The sequence below is a fragment of the Streptomyces marispadix genome, from assembly GCF_022524345.1.
In the GTDB taxonomy this organism is placed as follows: domain Bacteria; phylum Actinomycetota; class Actinomycetes; order Streptomycetales; family Streptomycetaceae; genus Streptomyces; species Streptomyces marispadix.
The window spans coordinates 6,192,698-6,210,847 of record NZ_JAKWJU010000002.1; the positions used below are offsets into that span (position 1 = coordinate 6,192,698).

Consider the following 18,150-nt stretch of genomic DNA (forward strand, 5'->3'; position numbering starts at 1 on the left):
ATACCCCGTGAAGGCACCCCGTCTTCCCGCCGACTCCCGGACCACGGCCCCGTATTCGCAGGCCCGAACAGATCGACAGACACCACACGTGGAGCGAGACCGACACATGGCCGAATCACCGACCGCGCCGCCGTACGAAACGGCCGGCCGGCAGCTCACCGACCATCTCGAAACGGCCGAACGCACCCGCGGACTGCTGCCCCTGCTGGGCACGGTCGCCGAGCGGCTGATCGAGGTCTTCCGGTCGGGCGGCCGTCTCTACACCTTCGGCAACGGCGGCAGCGCCGCGGACGCCCAGCATCTCGCCGCCGAACTGATCGGACGCTATCTGCGCGAAAGGCGACCGCTGCCCGCCGTGTCGCTCACCACCGACCCGTCGGTGACCTCGTGCATCGGCAACGACTACTCCTTCGAGGAGCTCTTCGCCCGGCAGGTGAGGGCGCTGGTGCGCGACGGCGACATGGTGATCGGCTTCACCACCTCCGGCAGGTCGCCCAACGTCGTACGCGGCCTGGCCGAGGCACGCGAGGCGGGCGCGGTCACCGTGCTGTTCTGCGGAGGCGAACAGCAGGGCATGCCCGCGGCCGCCCATGCCGACCACAGCCTCGTCGTACCGTCCACGACCACCGCCCGCATCCAGGAGATGCATCTGACGCTGCTGCATCTGCTCAGCGAGCAGGCCGACGCGTGGGCGGCGGACACCGAAGCCCCGACCCGAGACTCCCAAGGCGCCCACAAGTCCAGGGAGTTGCAAGAGCCCCCGCAGACCGGCACCGAGCCCCTGGAGACGACCGCATGACCAGCACCCCGGGGTCCGAGCGGACCCTTCACATGGTGGGAAACGCCCATATCGACCCGGTCTGGCTGTGGCGCTGGCCCGAGGGACTTCAGGAGATCCGCGCGACGTTCCGCTCCGCCGCGGACCGCATGGAGGAGTACCCCGACTTCGTCTTCACCTGCGACTCCGTGATGTACCTGGAGTGGATCGAACGCCACGACCCGCAGCTCTTCGCCACGATCCGCGAGCGCGTGGCGGAGGGCCGCTGGCAGGTCGTCGGCGGCTGGTGGATCGAGCCCGACTGCAACATCCCCTCCGGTGAGTCCTTCGTACGGCAGGCGCTGTACGGGCAGCGGTATCTGCTGGAGAAGTTCGGCACGGCCTCCACCGTCGGCTGCAACGTCGACCCCTTCGGGCACAACGCGATGCTGCCGCAGCTCCTGCGCAAGTCCCGCATGGACGGCTATATGTTCCTGCGGCCCGGACCGCACGAGCAGGAACTGCCCGGCCAGTTCTTCGACTGGGAGTCCCCCGACGGCTCCCGGGTCCTCGCCTACCGGCTGCCCAACGAGTACTGCACCCCGCCCCGGGACCTCGGCGGACACCTCGACAAGGCGCTCGGCCTGATGCCGTCCGGCGAACCGGAGCTGATGGTCTTCTACGGAGTCGGCAACCACGGCGGCGGCCCCACCAAGGCCAACATCGACAGCATCCACCGGCTGCACTCGATGGACGGGCTGCCCAACCTCCTGCTCAGCCACCCCGAGGCGTACTTCGCCCGGCTGCGCGAGCGTGCGGACAGGGACCGGTTCCCCGTGCACCGCGGCGAGCTACAGCACCACGGCCCCGGCTGCTACTCGTCCCACTCGGGCGTGAAGGAGTGGAACCGCCGTGCCGAGAACGAGCTCCAGCGAGCCGAGAAGTGGGCGTCCGTGGCCCGTGCCGTGGCAGGCGAGGAGTACCCGCACGAGCGGTTCGCCGAGGCGTGGAAGCTGGTCCTGTTCAACCAGTTCCACGACATCCTCGCCGGTACGTCGCTGCGCTCCGCCTACGAGGACGCCCGCGACGACTACGGCCGTGCGCGCTCCCTCGCCGCCGAGATCTTCAACCGCTCCGTGCAGGCCATCTCCCGTCGCGTGCACATCCCGCTGCCCCGACAGCCGGAGCACACGCAGCCGTTGGTCGTCTTCAACCCGCACCCGTGGGAGCTGGAGGCCGACGTGGAGGCGGAGTACCTGCACGCGGCGGGCGCCGCCCTCACCGACGACGAAGGCGCCCCCATAGCGGTACAGCACACCCGCAGCGAGGCCACCATGGCCGGCAACAGGCGGCGCATCGCCTTCCGGGCCTCGGTGCCGCCGCTCGGTCACCGGGTCTACCACCTGCTGCCCGGCGCGGTGCCCCCGGCAGAGGCCGCGGGGGAGACGGCGGGGAACGCTGCCCCCGGACCCGTACGCGCAAGCGAGAGCGCCCTGGAGAACGAGCATCTGCGGCTGGAGATCGATCCCGCCACCGGCTGGCTCAGCTCGCTCGTCGCCAAGGACCAGGGCTGCGAGCTGCTGCCGCCCGAACCCGGCCCGCACGCCGTCGTCGTCGACGACCCGTCCGACACCTGGGGCCACCGGGTGCGTTCCTACGACGACGTCGCCGGAGTCTTCCGCTGCACCCGCGTCCGGCTCGTGGAGCACGGCCCGGTGCGTGCGGTGCTGCGCGTGGAGAGCGCCTACGAACGCTCCGAACTGGCCGAGGAGTTCGTGCTCTCCGCGGGCTCACGGCAGGTCGAGGTGCGTACCCGCGTCAACTGGCAGGAGAAGCTGAAGCTGCTCAAGCTCCGCTTCCCCACGGCCCTTTCGGACGTCACCGCCACCCACGAGATCCCCTACGGCCATCTGGAGCGCACCCCCGACGGCACCGAGGAGCCCGCACAGGCGTGGGTGGACGTCACCGGCAGCCTGCCGGACGGCGCACGCGCCGGGCTTTCCGTCGCCAACGACAGCAAGTACGGGCACGACGTGCTCGGCGGTGAGATCGGGATGACCGCGCTGCGCAGCCCCGTCTACGCCTGGCACGAGCCCCAGCAGCTCGACCCGGACGGCATCTACGAGTATCTGGACCAGGGCGTACAGCACTTCCGCACGCTGCTGATCCCGCACGGCGGCGACTGGCGTGCGGCCGACCCGGTGCGCCGTGCGGCCGAGCTGAACCAGCCCGCGTTCTCGCTGCTGGAGACCTTCCACGAAGGGCCCGTCGCCCAGCGCGTCTCCAACGCCGACGACGGCGGGGGCAGCGTGGTGGTCACCGTGGTCAAGGGCGCGGAGGACGGCGGCGGCGATCTGGTCGTACGTGCCTATGAGTCCGCGGGCCGCGACGCCGAGGCCCGTATCACCCTGCCGATGCTGGGCGGGCGCACGATCGAGGCAGCGTTCGGGCCGTGTGAGATCAAGACGTTCCGGGTGCCGTCCGACTCCGGACTGCCCGTCGTCGAGACCGACTTGCTGGAGTTCGCTCCGGAAAGGAGCGCGGAGGAGGCCCCGGCCGAGGGACCTGGCGAGTCCTCCGAGGCCGCCGAGGCACCCGCTGAAGGCGCGTCTACCGAATGACGCTCCGGGCACACGAGCAGCCGCAGGCATACGCGCGGGGGTACCGGGAGGCGCTCGGCGACGGCTGGCAGCTTCGCGGCTGCCTCGGCGACACCTGGCGCTGGCTGTGCGGGCCCGGCCGTCCCGAGGGCGAACCGGGCTGGCACCCCGCGCGGGTGCCCGGCTCCGTACTGGACGACCTGCGTCGCGCGGGCGAGGTGCCCGACCCGTACCACGGGACGCAGAGCCTCGCCGCCGAGTGGGTGCCGCAGCGCACCTGGCTCTACCGCCGCACGCTGCGCCTGCCGCACGGCCCTCCGGGCGAGGGCCGGCGGGCGCTGCTGTGCTTCGAAGGCGTCGACCACGACGCGACGGTGCTGCTCGACGGGCATGAAGTCGCCCGGCACGAGGGGATGTTCACGCGGTTCGAGGTGGACGTGACCGAGCAGGTCCGAGACGGCGAGCCGCATCTGCTCGCCGTCGCCGTCCATCCCGCACCGCCGAGCGAGCCGCAGGTCGGCCGCACCGACAGGGTCCGTACGCACAAGAGCCGCATGGACTACGGCTGGGACTTCTGCCCCCGGATGATCCACCAGGGCATCTGGCGGCCGGTGACGCTGGAGGTCGCCGGGCCGCTGCGGCTGGCGTCGGCCGCCGTGGGCGCGGAACTGCGAGGAACAGGAGGAACGGGCGCACAGGAGGGCGGTGCCGAGGCCGCCGAGGGCCTCATCCGTGCCGAGGTCGCCGTCGAGGCGGCGGCCGGGACGGAGGGCGTGCTGCATGCGGCGGTCCACGGCCCGGACGGGGCGCTCGTCGCCGAGCAGCGGTGCGAAGTGCCCGTCGGAGGCGGCGAGTCGACGATGGAGCTGACCGTGCCGCGCCCGGCACTCTGGTGGCCCAACGGCCATGGGGAACAGCCCCTGTACGACGTCGAGTTGAGCCTGGCGGACACCGCCGGGAACCAAGTGGGTCCCGTCCGCAGAGCGAGCACCGGCTTCCGCGGGCTGCGCCTCGTGGCCAACCCGGGGGCGCCGCACGACGCGCTGCCCTACACCCTCGAAGTCAACGGCCGCCGCATCCACATCAAGGGCTGGAACTGGGTCCCCGCGGACGCCCTCTACGGCGTGCCGCGTCCCGCCCGCCTGGAGCATCTGCTGCGGCTGGCGGCGGACGCCCATGTGACGCTGCTGCGTGTCTGGGGCGGCGGACTGATCGAGAGCGACGGGTTCTACGAGCTGTGCGACCGGCTGGGGCTGCTGGTGTGGCAGGAGTTCAGCCTCTCCAGCTCCGGCATCGACTCGGTGCCGTGCGCCGACCCGGCGTATGTGGAGCTGCTGGCCCGCGAGGCCCGGGAGCTGCTGCCGCCGATGCGCCACCATCCTTCGCTCGCGGTGTGGGGTCCGGGCAACGAGCTCCATGACACCGCCGCCGCAAGGCCGTTGGCGGAGGCGGACTCCCCTGCGATCGCGGCGCTGGCGGACGCCGTCGCCGAAGTGGACCCGACGCGGGCCTGGTTGCCCGGCTCGCCCTCCGGGCGGGACTTCCTCTTCCGTGGCGGCGGCGAGGGCCCGTACGGCTCGGGAACCGCGGACGGGGCGCACGACGGGGCGCACGACGACCGCCGGACGAGCGATCAGCACACCGAGCGCCGCGAGCCCGGCGAGCACACCGAGCACCGCGAGCACACCGAGCCCGAGCCCCGTGAGTCCCGCGAGCACGGACAGCACGATGTGCACGGGCCGTGGGAGCACCAGGGCATCGGCGCACAGCAGGACCTCTACGACGGCGGAATCTGCCTGCTCCACAGCGAGTTCGGCGTGGAGGGCATGGCCCACACCCGCACCTGGGACGCCGTCGTACCACCCGGCGCGCACTGGCCCACCGGCCGCGACAACCCCGTGATGGAGCATCTGGGGGCCTGGTGGAACAACACGCCCCTGGTGCGTGGGGCGTTCGGCGGGCGGCCCGCGGACGTGGCGACGATGCGCCGCGCCAGCCAGCAACTCCAGTACGACGGGCTGCGGTACGCCGTCGAGGCCACGCTGCGCAGGGCGCCACGAGCGTCGGGCTGCATACCGTGGCAGTTCGACGAGCCGTTCCCGAACGCCTGGTGCACCGCCGCCGTCGACCACCGGGGCGACCCAAAGCCCGCCTATCACGGGGTGCGCCGCGCCTATCGCCCCGCCCACGTGTGCGCACGCTTCCCCACGCAGGCGTGGGCCGGGCGCGACACGTTCACCGCCGAACTGTGGTCCTGGCAGCGGCAGTCGCCCGGGGAGACCGTGCGCGGCGGCACGGTACGGGCACACCTCGCCGACGTCGACGGCACCGTGCACGCCGCATGCGAGCTGCCCGTAGGCGAACCCTCGGCGGAGGGCCCGGCGACCTGCGTACCGGCCGCCCGAGCCGGGGTCCTCACCGCGCCGCTGGCATCCCTGCCGGGTGAACTCTTCGTTCTGCACCTGGAGTTGTGCGACGCGGACGGCGGAAGCCTGGCCACCAGCCGCTGGGTGCACAGCCGCACCGGGGACCTCGCCCCGCTGCTCGACCTGCCCGCGGCACGCATCGAGACCATCACCGAACCGGGGCTGCGCGCCGTGCACTTGAGGCATCTCGGCGGTCCCGCGGCGCTGGGCCTGTATCTGACGGACGCCCGCCCGATCGAGGCGGAGGGCTGGGCCGTCTTCGGGGACAACATGCTGGACCTGCTGCCCGGCGAGTCCGTACGGGTGCCCGTCACCTGGCGTTCCGCGGGCGAGGAGGGCCGCACCGTACGAGTGGAAGGATGGAACACGCGTGCCCGCGAGCTGCGCTGAGGAGGAGTCCGGCGGCGGCCTGGTGCTGCGCCGTGCCGGGCAGGGCGGCCAGGCCGAAGTCCCCTACGTGGTGGCGGTGTTGACGGAGGACGGCGACTGCCTGCCGGTCCCGGCCGCCGAGACCGTACGGCACGGCGACGGCAGCGTCGCCGTACGCGGAGAGGCACACGGCTTCGCCGCGGAGCTGCGGCTGACGGCACCGGACGCCGGTGACGAGGCCCGTGAGTCACGCGACGCCTCGCTTACCGTGCGGCGCACCGCGGACACTTCCGTGAGGGCCGCGCTGCGGGCCGAGTTGCGCCTTGGCGCCCTCGACGGCGAGGACCCGGGCTGGCTCGTCCCCGGCGTCTTCTACAGGCAGAACAGGCTGCCCGACTGCACACGCCCGTACCCGCGTTACGAGGCGGGCGTGCGCGACGCGGCGTCCATGACGTGGGACGCCTGGTCGTTCCGCGCGGACCGCTGCGCGACCCCGGCCGTCTTCGCCCGCGACGGCGAAGGCGGCGGCGCACTCGTACTCGCCGCCGAGCACGGCCCGTTGGGAGAGTCGGGCGTCGGCTTCGCGCTGCTGCCCGGCGGGCGGCCCGCGCTGCGGCTGCACGCCCCGTACCGCGAGGAGCCCGTCAGCTACTACGGCTCGTCCGAACCCAGGCCCGCCGAGACCCCCGCCCATCTGTGGCGGCCCGGCGAGTCCCACACCCTCGGCTTCGCCGTCCACCTCCTCGACGCGGACCCGCACGCCTACGCGCCGGTGCTGCGCGCCCACCACGAACGCACCTCGGATACGGGCCAGGACGCTGCGGGCCAGGGCGCGACGGGCCAGGACCCGCGGCGGCACGCCCCCGCGGCGTGGGTGAGCCTGGAGGAGGCCGCCGAACTGACCGCGTACGGGCTGCACCGCTGGCACTACCGCCCCGACCCGCCCGTACTGCTGGAGACGGCCGCCTTCGACCGCGAAGCGCTCGGGGAGAGCGGCGACAGGCAGGCCATGCACGTCTCCTGGATCAGCGGCGTCCCCTACGCGCACGCCCTGCTGCTGCACGCACGCCGCACGGGCGACGCCGAGCAGGCGGACGCCGCGGTCGGCGTGCTCGACCACATCGCCGGGAACCTCACACCCGGCGGCACCTTCTGGGGCCAGTGGACGAGGAAGAACGGCTGGGCACACGGCTGGCATCCCGACAGCAGGCGGCTGCACTCCCGCACACTCGCCGACGCCACGCTCTTCCTGCTGCGCGCCCTCGTCGCGGAACGGGCAGGCGGCAGGGACCATCCGCGGTGGGAGCGTGCGGTGCGCTCCAACCTCGCGGCGGCGGCAGCGGGCCAGGACACCGCAACGGGACGGCTGCCCGCCGCACTCGACAGCCGCACGGGCGAGGCGCTGGACCACCGGGGCGGCGCCGGGCTCTCCTGGATCGCGCCGCTCGCCGAGGCCGCGGGCGCACTGGGCGAACCCTCGCTGCTGGACGCCGCGCGGCGCGCGGGCGCGCACCACGCGGCCGACGTACGGGCCGAATTCCTCTGCGGCGCACCGGAGGACGTCTCCCTCGCCCCCACCTCCGAGGACGGCTACAACGCGCTGATCGCCTACACGCTGCTGTACGAGGCCGACCCAGGCGACGCCCGATGGCTGGAACTCGCCCGCCACGCCGCCGACTGGACACTGACCTTCCGCTACACCTACGACGTGCACTTCCCCGAGGACACCCTCCTCGGGCGCTACGGCTTCCGTACCCGGGGAGCGGACCAGGCGTCGCCCTCCAACCAGCATCTGCATGCCTTCGGGCTGATCTGCCTGCCCGAGACCGTGCGGCTGGCGCGGCATCTCGGCGATCCTTACTACCTGCGCTCGGCACGCGAGAACCTCGACTGCTTCCGGCAGTTCGTCGCCCGCCGTGACGGCGACTTCAACGCCTACCGGGGCATGGTCAGCGAGCGCTTCTACCAGACGGAGTGCTTCCAGGCGAAGGGGATGCTGCTCACGCTCTCCCACGCGTGGTCGGCCGGGGTGCTGCTGTACGCGTGCGAGACGGCGCGGAGCATGCCCGAATTCCGGCAGCCGGCACGCGAGCCGGTGCGCGGCCCGCAGCGGGAGGCCGACGTCGACGCGGAACCGGACGCGGAACCGGACGGGCGCACCGGCGAAGGTTCCGGCCCTGACCGGGAGCAACCGCTGCGCTTCCCAAGGGAGTTCCGCTGGGGCACCGCCACATCCGCGTACCAGGTCGAGGGCGCCGCGGACGCCGACGGGAGGGGCGAGTCGATCTGGGACCGCTTCTGCCGGGTGCCCGGTGCGGTGGAGAACGGCGACACGGGCGACGTGGCCTGCGACATGTACCGGCGTGCCTCCGACGACATCGCGCTGATGGCCCGGCTGGGCGTCGGCGCCCACCGGTTCTCGATCGCCTGGCCGCGCATCGTGCCGTCCGGCACGGGACGCGTCGAGCCGCGCGGCCTGGCGCACTACGACCGCTTCATCGACACCCTCCTCGAACACGGCATCAGCCCGCTCGTCACCCTCTACCACTGGGACCTGCCGCAGCCGCTCCAGGAGCGCGGCGGGTGGCGGGCCCGCGAGACGGCGGAGGCGTTCGCCGAGTACGCCGAGGTGTGCTTCGACGCCTTCGGGGACCGCGTACGGGACTGGGTCACCGTCAACGAGCCGTGGATCGCCGGGCTGCTGGGCCACCAACTCGGGCTGCACGCACCGGGGGAGAGGGACCTGGCGGGCTCGGTGAAGGCCATGCACCATCTGCTGCTGGCACATGGGATGGCCGCGCCCCGCGCGGGCCGTGACGCCCGTACGGGGGTCGCACACGCACTGTTCCCGCACACGCCTGCCGACCCCGCCAGCGAGGCGGACCGTGCCGCGGCCCACGCCTCCGACGGCTACGTCAACCGCTGGTTCCTCGACGCCGTGCACGGCCGCGGTTACCCCGAGGACATGCGGCGGCACTGGGAACGAGCCGCGGGCGAACTGGACTTCGTACGGGACTCGGACATGGAGACCATCGGCTCCGGCAGCGACTTCATCGGCGTCAACTACTACACGCGGCGCATCGTCAGCGCCCGCGACCGGCAGGCCGCGGGCGCTGACGGCGGGGCATGGCCCTGGAAGGTGGAGCCCGGAAGGCCCGGGGTGCCACGGACCGACCTCGGCTGGGAGATCGTCCCCGGTGAGCTGAGCGCCCTGCTGATACGGCTCCACCGGGACTACCCCGGCGTTCCGCTGATGATCACGGAGAACGGAGGGATCTTCGGCGACGGCCCCGGCGAGGACGGCGCCGTCCGCGACGAGCGGCGCATCCGCTTCCTCCACTCCCATCTCCTCGCGGTGCACCGGGCGTTGGAGGCGGGCGCACCCGTCGAGGGCTACTACCACTGGTCGTTCATCGACAACTTCGAGTGGGCCATGGGCTACCGGCCGCGCTTCGGGCTCGTACACCTCGACCGCGAGACGCAGCGGCGCACGATCAAGGAGAGCGGCCACTGGTACGCACGTGTGGCACGCAGCGGGACGCTGAGCCCCTGGGCGGGGGAGCGCGGGTGACGGCGGCACGACGCGCAGGAGACACCCCGGGACCGGCGGACGGCGTCCAGCGTGGCCCGGCCCCCGGCCGGTGGGCGAAACCTCCCCGGCCTGCTCGCTCGACTTCCGCCGACTGCGGCCTGACAGGCGGAACTTGGGCCCGGACGTGACGGACCGAACCCCACGGACGGACCCACGGTGGAGGAGGGGAGGGCGCCGAAGGGTAAGGACGGGGAGGAGGTGACATGACAAGCGAAACGAACTCCCGCATCGGAACCACCCCCCGCGCCCCCCGTGGCCGTACGCCGCTGCTCGCCGGAATCGACGTCGGCAGCACCCACTGCAAGGCCCTGCTGTGCACACCGGACGGCAAGGTGCTCGCACGTGCCCACCGGGCCACACCACGAGAGGCGGACGGACTGGCCCATGACGCCGAAGAGTTGACGGCGGCGGCACTCGACGCGCTGGGCGACTGCGTACGCGCGGAAGGCCGTGCGCCCGACACGATCGGACTGACGGGGATGGCCGAGACCGGCGTGCCCCTGGACCGGCACGGCGCGCCCATCGGCCCCGTGATGGCGTGGAACGACCCGGCACCCTCCGAGCACGCCGAAGCGCTGCGCAGACGCCTGGGCGAGGCCGAACTCCACGCGGCCACAGGCGTACTGCCCAGCGCCAAGGTGCCCCTCGCACGCTGGTGCTGGCTGCGTGAACACCATCCGGAACGGCTCAGCCGCATGCGGCAGTGGGCGGGCGCCGCGGACCTCGTGGCACGTGCGCTGACCGGAAGGGTCGGCACCGACGCCACGTTCGCGCAGCGCAGCATGGCGTGGGAACCCGGCACGGCCGGCGCCGCTCTGGGCCGCTGGAGCGCCGGGCTCCTCGCGGAGGCCGGGCTCACGCCCGCCCAGATGCCGCATGTGCATCCGCCGGGCCGCCCCGTCGGCGCCGTCACCCGAAGTGCCGCCCGCCGCCTGGGACTTCGTGCCGGTACGCAGGTCGTCGTGGCCGGACACGACCACCTCGTGGGCGCATGGATCGCGGGCGCGAGGCACGCGGGCCTGGCGGCGGACTCGATGGGCACGGCCGAGGCGGTGCTCACGGTCTCGGCCGCTCCGCCGGACCGCTCCTCGGCGGCGGCCGAGGGGATGTCGTGGGGGCGGCACGCCGACGGCGAGCACTGGATCACCCTTGCGGGGATGGCCAGTTCGGGGGCGCTGGTGGAATGGTTCTGCGAACGCTTCCTCGGCGTGGGCGAGCAGAGCACGCCGGACGGCAACGCCGTGGAAGGTACGGCGCGTGGCGGCTCCGGGCGGCGTACGTCCCGACTGGCCGCCCGCTACGAGGAGTTCGCGCGGCTCGTCGCCGACTGCGGGCGGCGTGTGCCGGGTCAGGCACCGGCCCTGCCCAGCGGCATCACCGTCGAGCCCTATCTCCAGGGCCGCAGCGCCCCCCGCCCAGACCCGTCCGCGCGGCTCGCCGTACACGGCATGGGCGCCGGTCACGGTCCCGCCGATCTGGCGCTGGCCCTGCTGGAGGGAGCGGCGTACCAGGCGCGCTGGATGGCCGACGTACAGGCCGAGTTGACGGGTACGGCACCGCAGGCGGTGACGCTGCTCGGCGGCTCCACACGCCAGCGCACCTGGACGGCGCTGAAGGCCGCCGTCACGCCGTGGACCACCGAGATCTGCGCCGAGCCGGAGGCGCCCGCACTGGGCGCGGCGGCGTGGGGCGGCGCGGCGATCGGCCTCGACCCGGCGGCCATCCGGCCCGGCAGCACGCCCGTCGAAGCCGGAGGCCCGGCGGCCGACGCACACCGCGACGCCTACCGGGAACGGTTCCTGCCCCTGGTCACGGCGGAGCCCGCCACGTCCGGCGCCCCCCAACCGCAGCGGGTACGCGGGCGCGCGGGCAGGCAGGACCGAAGACACGCACAGGGACCGGGGCCGGGACAGGTACCGCCACCAGAGCCGTCGCGGGACGCAACCCGGCAGCCACCGCCGGAGGCAACGCGACATCGAGAACCGCGGGCATCACGAGAACCGCGGACTCCACGAGATGAGCAGGCATCGCGAGAAGGAGAGGCATCACGCCCATGAGTGCCGCCACACCAGCCTCACACGTGCCACCGGCCGCATCGGCCGGCTCAGGGCCGCAGTCGCAACCGCCCCTCGCGGGCGGATCACCGGCGCCCTCGGCGCTGGCCCGCCCCTCCGGGTGCTTCGCGATGGTCGCCATGGACCAGCGCGACTCGCTGCGCACCATGATGGCCGCCGCTGCCGCCCGCAGAGCCCACGGCGCCGCGGGGCCGGAGGCCGGCGCGGGTACGGAGGCGGGCGCCGGGGCGTCCGTACCGGACAGCGCACTCACCGACTTCAAGCTCGACGTCGCCCGCAGCCTCGGCCCCGCCGCGTCCGCCCTGCTCATCGACCATGACTACGGCTACCGCGCGCTGACGGACGCACGAGTGCTGCCGCCCTCCTGTGCGACGGTCCTCGCGGTAGACACCCTCGACCAGCGGCCCGGCGGCCCGGTCGAGGACACCGGCCTCGACGAGGGCGTCGACATAGCCGCGGCGGCGGCCGAAGGCACCCGCGCGCTCAAGCTCCTCGTCATCTGGCGCCGCGACGGCCACCGCGACCGGCGCACGGCACTCGCCGCGCGCTTCATCGAGCTGTGCCGCGCCGCGGGGCTCGCCTCCGTGCTCGAACCCGTGGCAAGGCCCACGCCCGAGGAGGAGGCCGCCGGTACGTTCGGGCTCAACGACGCCATCGTGGAGGCCGCGAGGGAACTGGCACCGCTGCGCCCCTCCCTCTACAAGTGCCAGGTCCCGTACGGAGGTTCGGGCACCCTCGGCGAGATCGCGGCGCAGGCCGAACGGATCGACGAGGAAGTCGACGTGCCATGGGTGGTGCTCTCCCAGGGCGTCGCGCGCGCCGACTTCCCACGTGCCGTGGAGGCGGCCTGCCGCGCCGGTGCGTCCGGCTTCCTCGCGGGGCGTGCCCTGTGGACCGACGCGCTCGACGCCGATGACCGCGGCGCACAGCTCCAAGGCCCGTGCGTGGAGCGGCTGCGGCGCCTCGCCGAGACCGTCGACGCGCACGGCCGCCCCTGGTGGCAGGCCCCCGCCGCCGTCAGCGGCGCCGGGGGTGCCGCATGAGCGCCCGGGTGTGCGTGCTGCACACCGTCGCCTCGCTGCCCGCCGTCTTCGATCCGCTGCTGCGCGAGGAGGCACCGGGGGTGAGCCCGTACCACGTGGTGGACGAGAGCCTGCTCGCCGACACCGTCGCCCATGGCCGACTGCCGCGCACCGCCGCCCGGTTGGCGGCCTACGTCACCCACGCCGAGGCGGCGGGCGCCCGCGCCGTGCTCGTCACGTGCTCATCCGTCGGGCCCGCGGCGGAGGCCGCACGTGCACTGACGGGGATACCGGTGCTGCGCGTGGACGACCCGATGGCGGCGGAGGCCGTGCGCAAGGGCCCGCGCATCGGCGTACTGGCCACCCTCGACTCCACGCTCACTCCGACCGCCGACCTCGTTCGCCGCCACGCGGACGCCCAGGGCGCACAGGTCGCCGTCACCACCACCACATGTCCCGGCGCCTACGAGGCGAGGCTGGCCGGACGCGGCGAGGAACACGACCGGCTCATCGCCCAGGAGGCGAGGCGACTGGCCGAGGACCACGATGTGCTCGTACTCGCCCAGGCGTCCATGGCCGCCGCCGTCGGCACGGTCGCCGAGGAGTGCGGCATACCGGTGCTCACGTCACCGCGCAGCGGCACCGCTCAACTGGCCGCGATCGACTGACAGCCGAGCCCCCTGCTGCGCGGTGCGGGCAGCGGCCCGCCGCCGGCCGGTGAGCGAGGACCGGCCCTGAAGCAGCCCTCAGGAGGCCCGGCAAGGCCGAACCACCCTGTCAGCCGCTGCAATTGAGGTCCGTCTGCCGCATGTGCCCCATCGGCTCGCCCGTGTCCGCGCGGGAGACCCGCCACAGCCGGACCGGGCCGGTCGCGGCCACCTCCTCGCCCGCCCGCACCGTGCCGAGGACCTTGCTCTCCGTGCTGTCACCGGCGTACCGGGGGGCGTGATCGTGCACCACCTCGCAGATCGCTCCTGCCTGCGCTGTGCCCCCGACCGAAGGGATCGCGATGGCGGCCACGGCGAGCGCGCAGGGCGCGGCCAGTCGAACTGCCAGTTTCCGCTTCTTCATCCTTCTCCCGGTTTCGGTACGGCTCGGCGCACATCTCCACCTCCATCGTGCCAACTGCACACCCCCGTCGGCACGTTCGGGGGTGGATTAGGCACTCTGTGCCATTCCGGAGGCAGTCCTTCCGATAGCGAGGGCCATCGCCATGATCGTGAGCTGAGGATTCACTTCCGGGCAGCTAGGCAGCGCGGAGCCATCGGCGATCAGCACTCCCCGCACCCCCCTCAGACGCCCCTCGGTGTCCGCCGGGGCGGTCTGCGGATCGGCGCCCAGTGCCACCGTTCCCGTCGGATGGAACGCCGACAGATGGAGCTGCTTTGCCGTCACCCCCCTGAGAAGTTCCCGGAGTTCGTCCTGCGAGTGCGCCTTCGGTGCCGACGGGATTCCTGTGAGGACCTCGTCCGCGCCCGCGGCGAAGAGCACCTTCCCCATCGCCTCGATCGCACGCATCAGCCGCCCCGCGTCCCGCTGTGCCAGGTCGTAGCGGAGCAGCGTACGACGGGCCCCCAGAACGCGGCCCGAAGGCAGATCCGCGATCATAGCGCCGAGCGTGGCGAGCGACGCGGCCCCGTCCAGTTCCCTGCGCAACGCCCGTCCCACACCCGGCAGTACGAACGACCCCATGCCGGGAGGCCCCGCTGTGGCCTCGATGAGGATGCCGTCGCCGTGCAGCTCCTCCACGCCGACGCTCTGGAGCACGCCCCGCCAGGCGGTGACCGGTTCGGCGAAGCGCCCCGCGACGCTCGCCGCCGGATGAATCGCGAGGTTGCGGCCGAGCCTGGGATGGCCGCCGAGGCCGGAGCGGCGCAGCAGCGCCGGCGAGTACAGCGCCCCCGCGGCGACCACCACGAGCGGGCTGAGGATCTCCAACTCGCTGCCGTCCGGGCGCCGCACCGCCACCCCGCACGCCCTCGGCCCGCCGGGCCGGTCCCGCTCGACGAGGACGCGACGTACGTACGCTCCCGTGACGATCCGCGCTCCCGCCGCGCAAGCGTCGGGCAGCACCGAGAGCTGCACGCTCTGCTTCGCGCCAGTGGGGCAGCCGACGACGCACTGGCAGGAGCCCTTGCATCCGGTGGCGTTGCGGCGCAGCGGCGCGGCCTGCCAGCCGAGGCGCTCGGCGCCGAGCAGCGCGGTCCGCCCGTTGCGGCCGAGGACGTCGAGGGACGCGGTCTCGACGCGTACGGTGCGCTCGACCTCGTCGAGGCATTCGCCGAAGGCGTCCGAGTCGGCCAGGGGGAGCCCGTAGGCGTCGCGCCAGCGGGCCAGCACCCGCTCCGGAGTGCGGTAGCACGTACCGGAGTTGACGACCGTCGTACCGCCCACGGCCCGTCCCACCGGCAGCACGACGGGCGGATTGCCGAGCGCTATGGTGCCGCCGCCGTCGCGGTACAGCTCCCCGAAGCGGTCGAGCGGCGCACGCCGCCCGAAGTCCGCGGTGGTGTGGTGCGCCCCCTCCTCCAGTACGACCACCCGCATCCCGGCGCGAGCGAGCGTACGGGCCGCGATGGCGCCGCCCGCGCCGGAGCCGACGACCACGGCGTCCGCCGTCGAACGGTCCGGCCACTCGGCCGACGGCACACAGTCCAGCGGCGGGTCCTCGGGTGCGAGGGCGGGTGGCGGCGCGGGCTCCTCGTGGAGCATCCGCTCGGTGCCCGCGGCGAGCATCACGGGCACTTTCACGGCGTCCAGCACCGGCAGCAGCGACGACCGGGCGGCGAGCGAGGAGAGCACCGTCTCCCGTTCCGCGGGCGTCAGTCCGCGCAGCCGGCGTCCGGTGCGTACGGCGGCGTAGGCGTCCACGGCGGCTGCCGCGGCCTTCACACCCGCGCGGGCGTGGGCGGGCATCGTGCCGAGCACGGCGTCGAGCCGCCGGGGCACGGCACCCGGCCACGACGTGCCGCCGTCGTCGGCGAGCATGGCGGCGACGAGGCCGCCGAGCCGGTTCTGAGCGCTCATCGCTGACCCACCTCCGCGTGTGCCGTGCCCTCCAGGGACCACTGCGCCTCCGTGCGCCAGCGCCCCCACCACCGCTCCAGTACGATCCGTGCGTCCGCCGTCTCGCTGTTGCGGCACACCGCGCCGCTGCCGTCCGGATCGGTGTAGTCGAGAGCGAGGGTGCGCTCTTCGGGCTGGGTCACCTCGACACGAATGCGGCGCAGACCGCTGCGGCCCCTCACCGTCCAAGTCGGCAGTGCCACACGGGCCTTGAAGCGGCCCAGTCCCGCCCAGCCGACGGCCGTCCGCTCGGGCCTGCGAGGCCAGGTACGGCCGTCCTTGCGCAGCCTCAGGAACACCAGGGGCGGCAGCCTGCGCAGCCCCGGGCGCATCGACGTGGCCGCGACGATCTCCAGCACGTCGCCGCCGCCGAGACCCGCGTGCAGCCACGCCCAGCGGCGGGCGTTGCCGTGCCCGTAGATGCGGGCCGTGGCGCCGGGCGCGCCCTCCAGCCGCAACTCCCCGCCGTCGTAGGCGAATGTGCCCGTGTACAGGGCGGCAGGAGACGGGACGATCTGCGCGGCGGGAAGCAGCGGCCTCCGCCACGACCAGCGGGGGAAGGTGAACAGCGGTCCCTCACCGGGCAGTTGAGGGTGCTCGGCCAGCTCCCAGCGGAACGGTCCCGCCTCGCCCCGCAGCCGTCCCGGTGCCGCCTCGATGCCGTCGGCGGCGAAGCCATGTGCCGGGGAGCCCGGCTTGTACGGCTCCGGGCCGAACCGGGCGTGCTCCACGGGGCCTTCGCCGTCGGCGGGGAAGCGTGCCACCCAGCCGTGTGCGTAGGCGTCCGACCCGTCGGACGGAGCGACGAGTTCGTGGTGCAGCCACAGCCCCGAGCGGCTGGCCGGGTCGGTGACGGTCGTGTACCAGACCTCGGTACGGCCCGCCTCGCCGCTCCAGCGCGGTGCGAGCTGCTCGGCCGGGTCGTCGACACGGGGGAATCGGAAACTGCCCAGGAACGGGAGGAGTCGAGTGGGGCGAGCGGGAAGCGCAGCGTTCCCTGCCCGGCCTCCTCACGACCGGCATCACCCTCGCTGCCGCTGCCGCTGCCGCTGCCGCTGCCGCTGCCGCTGCCGCTGTCTGCGTCTGCTTGGGCGTGGTCGGGGGTTTCGCCGCTGTCGAAGAGCGAGAACGGCAGTACCGTCATCGACCTCACCGGCCGTGTGAGGGATATCGACTTCCAGCCGTCGAGGGAGTAACTGCGGCCCTGCGCCGTGAAGTTCACCCGGTAGCGGATGCGCCGCCTGGCGAGCGGCGATATCTCCATCGTGCCCGTGGCCCGCACGTCGTCCGTCCAGCCCGCGATCCGCACGCGGCCGGTGATCGTGCCGTCGGTCGTACGGTGCGGAAGCAGCGGACGGTCGGCCCGCACCGTCAGGTCCAGCCGCGCCCGTCGCGCCTCGCGTTCCCCGGCCAGCCGCACCGAACCGGCCATGACCTCCGAGAACACGGTGCCCCTGCCGCCCATCAGGCGATCCCGAGACCGTCGAGCATGATGCGCTCGGTATCGGCGAGATAGGCGTCCGCCGCCTCGCGGGCCGCCTTCGCGTCGCCGCTGCCGACCGCCGCGACGACGGGCTCCAGCCTGCCGTGCGCCACCTGCGGATCGAGGAACGGGCCTACGAGATGGGCGCGCATGGGGACGTAGGCGTTGAAGAGCGTGTTGGTCAGCAGCGTGTAGACGCGGTTTCCGGTGGCGCGGGCCAGCGCCCTGTGCACCTCGATGTCGGCGAGCTGCACGTCGTTGCCGCCCTCGGCCTCGCCGACGGCGGCCAGCAGCGTGCGCAGCTCGTCGCGCTGTTCCGGGGTGGCCCTCATCGCGGCCCTCTCGGCGATCAACGCCCCGATGCTGCGCCGCACTTCGAAGATCTCCCCGAGCCAGCCGGGGCTGTGGCGCACCAGCATGGGCAGCAGATCGGCGCCGCCGAGGCGCGCGAAGTCCCTTACGCGTGTGCCGACTCCATGGCGGGTCTCCAGCAGCCCGGACTGTATGAGGCGCCCGAAGGCGTGCTTGAGCGTGGTGCGCGTGACGCCGTAGCCGTCGGCGAGTTCGCGCTCGGGCGGCAGATAGCTCCCCGCGGGATGGGACCCGGTGAGGATCTCCTCGCGGAGCTTGTTCTCCAGTACGTCGACGATGGTCTCGCGGGGCAGCGTTTCCACGACCGCACCTTTCTCAGTGACTCAGTGGATGAGCCACTGAATCACGTACAGTCCGCTGGAACAAGAGTCCTGCGTCGGCCCCCGGT

Annotated in this window: 11 protein-coding genes; 7 read left to right on the forward strand and 4 right to left on the reverse strand. The window is 73.3% G+C overall.

Going from position 1 to position 18,150, the window contains the following annotated elements; genetic code table 11:
- The first annotated feature begins 106 nt into the window (after window positions 1–106).
- The 7 genes from MMA15_RS25745 (at window position 107) to MMA15_RS25775 (ending at window position 13,509) form a co-directional block, all read left to right on the forward strand.
- Window positions 107–799 carry a D-sedoheptulose-7-phosphate isomerase gene (locus MMA15_RS25745; protein ID WP_241062546.1) on the forward strand — a complete coding sequence of 231 codons (693 nt, stop codon included), beginning with the start codon at window positions 107–109 and terminating at the stop codon, window positions 797–799.
- On the forward strand, window positions 796–3,378 hold the full coding sequence (locus MMA15_RS25750; protein WP_241062547.1) for an alpha-mannosidase: 2,583 nt from the start codon (window positions 796–798) through the stop codon (window positions 3,376–3,378). The genes MMA15_RS25745 and MMA15_RS25750 overlap by 4 nt, the downstream gene beginning before the upstream one ends.
- A complete protein-coding gene (locus MMA15_RS25755; RefSeq protein WP_241062548.1) occupies window positions 3,375–6,173 on the forward strand; it encodes a glycoside hydrolase family 2 protein in 2,799 nt (932 codons plus the stop codon). The genes MMA15_RS25750 and MMA15_RS25755 overlap by 4 nt, the downstream gene beginning before the upstream one ends.
- Window positions 6,154–9,723, forward strand: coding sequence for a GH1 family beta-glucosidase (locus tag MMA15_RS28345; protein WP_241062549.1), 3,570 nt, complete (start codon window positions 6,154–6,156; stop codon window positions 9,721–9,723). Before MMA15_RS25755 ends, MMA15_RS28345 begins: the two co-directional genes overlap by 20 nt.
- Window positions 9,724–9,947: 224 nt before the next feature.
- Window positions 9,948–11,801: an FGGY-family carbohydrate kinase gene (locus MMA15_RS25765; protein ID WP_241062550.1), complete on the forward strand. Its 1,854-nt coding sequence runs from the start codon at window positions 9,948–9,950 to the stop codon at window positions 11,799–11,801.
- Between the two features lie 128 nt (window positions 11,802–11,929).
- Complete coding sequence (locus MMA15_RS25770; RefSeq protein ID WP_241062551.1) at window positions 11,930–12,862, forward strand: hypothetical protein; 933 nt, start codon at window positions 11,930–11,932, stop codon at window positions 12,860–12,862.
- Entirely contained in the window at window positions 12,859–13,509 is a 651-nt protein-coding gene (locus MMA15_RS25775) for an aspartate/glutamate racemase family protein (protein ID WP_241062552.1), read from the forward strand. Before MMA15_RS25770 ends, MMA15_RS25775 begins: the two co-directional genes overlap by 4 nt.
- A 109-nt stretch (window positions 13,510–13,618) precedes the next feature.
- On the opposite strand, the gene MMA15_RS25780 is transcribed toward MMA15_RS25775, so the two are convergent.
- The 4 genes from MMA15_RS25780 to MMA15_RS25795 all read right to left on the reverse strand — a co-directional run bounded on the left by MMA15_RS25780 (window position 13,619) and on the right by MMA15_RS25795 (window position 18,064).
- The gene (locus MMA15_RS25780) at window positions 13,619–13,912 is read right to left on the reverse strand and encodes a hypothetical protein (protein ID WP_241062553.1); all 294 of its coding nucleotides are present in this window, start codon (window positions 13,910–13,912) and stop codon (window positions 13,619–13,621) included.
- An 87-nt stretch (window positions 13,913–13,999) separates the two neighbouring features.
- A complete protein-coding gene (locus tag MMA15_RS25785; protein WP_241062554.1) occupies window positions 14,000–15,868 on the reverse strand; it encodes a GMC family oxidoreductase in 1,869 nt (622 codons plus the stop codon).
- Complete coding sequence (locus MMA15_RS25790) at window positions 15,865–16,671, reverse strand: tocopherol cyclase family protein (RefSeq protein WP_241062555.1); 807 nt, start codon at window positions 16,669–16,671, stop codon at window positions 15,865–15,867. Before MMA15_RS25790 ends, MMA15_RS25785 begins: the two co-directional genes overlap by 4 nt.
- Window positions 16,672–17,371: 700 nt before the next feature.
- Window positions 17,372–18,064 carry a FadR/GntR family transcriptional regulator gene (locus tag MMA15_RS25795; RefSeq protein ID WP_241062556.1) on the reverse strand — a complete coding sequence of 231 codons (693 nt, stop codon included), beginning with the start codon at window positions 18,062–18,064 and terminating at the stop codon, window positions 17,372–17,374.
- Window positions 18,065–18,150 lie beyond the last annotated feature (86 nt).